The organism is Streptomyces sp. NPDC057654, assembly GCF_042800135.1.
Classification (GTDB): domain Bacteria; phylum Actinomycetota; class Actinomycetes; order Streptomycetales; family Streptomycetaceae; genus Streptomyces.
In genome coordinates, this window is record NZ_JBHVHQ010000920.1 from 1 (window position 1) to 3,344 (window position 3,344).

Sequence of the window (3,344 nt, forward strand, 5' to 3'; positions counted from 1 at the left end):
GAGCATCGCCGCGAGGCGCGCGGCCCGCAGGCGCTGCGCCCGTTCGGCGCGTCGCCCCTGCTCGTAGCCGGCCTTGGCCCGCTGTGCCGCCGCGCCCAGCCGCAGCACATCGGAGCTCGCCCGCGCCATCAGTTGAGGGGCGCTCATGGCGGCGGTGGGGCCGGAGCCGGTGAGCGAGATGAGCCCGGCGAGGACGAGGCCGAGCGAGCACAGGATGCCCAGGGGGCGCGGTGATCGGCGGCACGCCCGGCAGGGAGGACGGTAGGGACGACGGTGGGAGCATCGCATGCTTGGGATCGTGGCCCGGCCCGCGCGCGTCCGCCCGTGCAGAGGACCGATTGGCGCAACGGCCGCTCCGCGCGCCTCCTTGTGACACCGCGCGTCTTCTTCTAAAGAGGACGCGCGATTGCACAAGAGGGGGCGCCCGGGGGAGCCCCCTCCACCAACACTCGGCGGCGTCCATGGAGATCCCTAGAGATCCAGGAGATCCCGGAGATCCCTAGAGGGGCGCCTCCCACACGACCCGCGAGCCGCCCCCGTCCTCCCCGAGCCCCGGCCCGTGCGTGCTGGAGCCGCCCAGCGACTCCGCGCGCTTGGCGAGGTTCTTCAGGCCGCTGCGCCGGCCGTTCTCCGGGATGCCCACCCCGTCGTCGGCGACTGTCAGCCGTACGCCGTCGCGCCCGTCCGGCAGCTTGGCGGTCGCGTCGACGAGCACCTCGATCCGCGACGCCTGGGCGTGCCGGAACGCGTTCGACAGCGCCTCCCGGAGCGCGGCGATGAGGTTCTTGCCGGTCAGCTCGCCGACCTTCGCGTCGACCGGCCCGACGAAGGCCGCCGAGGGCTGGAAGCCCAGCGGCACGGCGGCCGTCCCGATCTCCCGCAGGACGCGGGTGCGCAGCCCGGCCGGGGCCTCCGTCGGCCCCTGCTGCAACGCGAAGATCGCCGTGCGGATCTCCTGGATCGTCACGTCCAGCTCGTCCACGGCCTGGCCGAGCTTGACCTGCACATCGGGCACGACCGCCTTGCGCTGCGCGCTCTCCAGCATCAGCCCGGTGGCGAACAGCCGCTGGATGACCAGGTCGTGCAGGTCGCGGGCGATCCGGTCGCGGTCCTCGTAGACGGCCAGCCGCTCCCGGTCGCGCTGCGCGTCGGCCAGGACGAGGGCGAGCGCGGCCTGCGCGGCGAACTGGGCGGCGAGCGTGCGCTCGGTGTCGGTGAACTTGCGGTCGCCGCGGCTCCTGGGCGTGGCGAGGGTGCCCAGCACCCGGTCGCCGTTCTTGAGCGGCAGCAGCATGCTCGGGCCGAAGAGCGGCGCGGCGTCCGTGATCATGCGGTCGTCGGTGGCCGAGTCGTCCACGTACACCGGTTCCCCGGCGAGGAGCTTGGAGACGACGGGGCTGTGCGGCGGTATCACCGTCCCGAGGAGTCCGGCGCCGTTCTCGGCGCTGACCGCCACCATCTCCAGGCCGCCCTCGTTGTCGGGCAGCAGCACGATCCCGGCGGCCGAGTCGGCGAGGCGGCGGGCCTGTTCGGCGACGACGGCGAGCGCGTCCTCGGCGTCGCTGCCGGAGAGCAGCGCCGTGGTCACGGCCACCGAGCCGTCGATCCAGCGCATCCTCTGGCGGCCCTCCTCGTAGACGCGCGCGTTGCCGATGGCGATGCCCGCCTCGGTGGCGAGCACCCGCACCATGTTCAGGTCGGCGTCGCTGAACAGCCCGCCGCCGCGCTTCTCGGCGAGGTAGAGGTTGCCGAAGGTCTCGCCCTGCACCTTGATCGGGACGCCCAGGAAGGTGTGCATCGGCGGGTGGTTCGGGGGGAATCCGGCGTAGCGCGGGTCGGCGGTCAGATCGGCGAGTATGACCGTCTCGGGCCGGCGGATGAGGGCGCCGAGGAGCCCGCGGCGCCCGTCGGGCAGGTCGCCGATCAGCGCCTGTTGCTCGTCGGACACGCCGTGCGTGATGAACTCCGACAGCCCCTCGCCGGCGGCGTCGATGACGCCGATCGCCGCGTACTCGGCGTCGGCCAGCTCCGCGGCGGTCTCCGCGATCCGGTCGAGCGTGGTGCGCAGTTCGAGCCCGTTGCCGACCGACCGCATGGCCTCCAGCAGCCGCGGCACGCGGGCGGTCAGCTCCGTGGACAGGCCCTGGAGGCTGCGGTTCGCCTCGGTGGCGATGTCCAGCGGGTCCGGCGGGCCCGAAGAATCCGGCGGGCCCGGCGAATCCGGGGGGCCCAGCGGACCCTGAGAGTCCGGTGAGTCCTGTGGTGCTGACGTGGCTGCCATAGACCTGAGACTAGTAAGTCCCATTTGCAAGTGAAAGTCGCCTATGGCTGGTGTCCGGACCTTCCGTCTCCCGCTCGCGCTCCAGCATCCGCCGGAACGGCCCGTCCGCCGCCGCCAGCTCCGCGTACGCGCCGCGCTGCACGGCGCGGCCCCGCTCCAGCACGACCACCTCGTCGACCGCGTCGAGCCCCGCCAGCCGGTGCGTGATCAGCACGCTCGTACGGCCCTCGGTGGCCGCCAGCAGATCCGCCGTCAGCGCGTCCGCCGTGGGCAGGTCCAGATGCTCGGCGGGCTCGTCCAGGACCAGCACCGGGAAGTCGGCCAGCAGCGCCCGCGCCAGCGCGAGCCGCTGCCGCTGGCCGCCGGACATCCGCGCGCCGTGCTCCCCCACCAGTGTGTCCAGCCCGTCGGGAAGGCCGTCCACCCAGTCCAGGAGCCGGGCGGCGCGCAGCGCCTCCCGCAGCTCGGCGTCGCCCGCGCCCGTACGGGCCAGCCGCAGGTTCTCGCGCACCGAACTGTCGAAGATGTGCGCGTCCTGCGCGCACAGCCCGACCAGCCGGCGCACCGCGTCGCCGTCCATCGAGGCCGCGTCCCGGCCCTCCGCGCCCAGCGTGTACGCGCCGGACTCGGCGTCCAGGAAGCGCAGCAGCACCTGCGCGAGCGTCGTCTTGCCCGCGCCCGAGACGCCCACCACGGCGACCTGCCGCCCGGCCGTCAGCTCCAGCGAGAAGCCGTCCAGCGCGGGCTCCTGCTGCCCCGCGTGGCGCGCCGTCAGGTCCCGTACGCGCAGGGGGAACGGGGACGCGGGAGCGGGCAGCGGCTCGGCGGGCTCGGCCACCGGCTCGGGCGCGTCCAGCACCTCGTACACGCGCTCCGCGGAGCGCCGCACCCGCTGCCGGTACTGCACCGCCAGCGGCAGCCCCGCGACCGCCTCGAACGCCGCCAGCGGCAGCAGCACCACCACCGCCAGCCACACCCCGCCCAGCCGGCCGTCGTGCAGCGCCTGCACGCCCGCCCAGGCCGCCGCCGCCACGGTCAGCCCGGCCGCCAGCGCGGACAGCCC

At 74.5% G+C, this 3,344-nt stretch carries 3 protein-coding genes; all 3 read right to left on the reverse strand.

Going from position 1 to position 3,344, the window contains the following annotated elements:
• On the reverse strand, positions 1-288 hold a 288-nt coding region (locus ACFU99_RS38285), incomplete at its 3' end, for a hypothetical protein (protein WP_384401708.1).
• Between the two features lie 211 nt (positions 289-499).
• Positions 500-2,281: a GAF domain-containing sensor histidine kinase gene (locus ACFU99_RS38290; protein WP_384401711.1), complete on the reverse strand. Its 1,782-nt coding sequence runs from the start codon at positions 2,279-2,281 to the stop codon at positions 500-502.
• Positions 2,282-2,291: 10 nt separating this feature from the next.
• The coding region (cydC, locus tag ACFU99_RS38295) for a thiol reductant ABC exporter subunit CydC (RefSeq protein ID WP_384401714.1) at positions 2,292-3,344 on the reverse strand (1,053 nt) is incomplete at its 5' end.

What these genes read in the sequence shown, in the direction of transcription:
- ACFU99_RS38290 (WP_384401711.1), bottom strand. Translation starts at nt 2,281, where the DNA reads ATGGCAGCCACGTCAGCACCACAGGACTCACCGGACTCTCAGGGTCCG.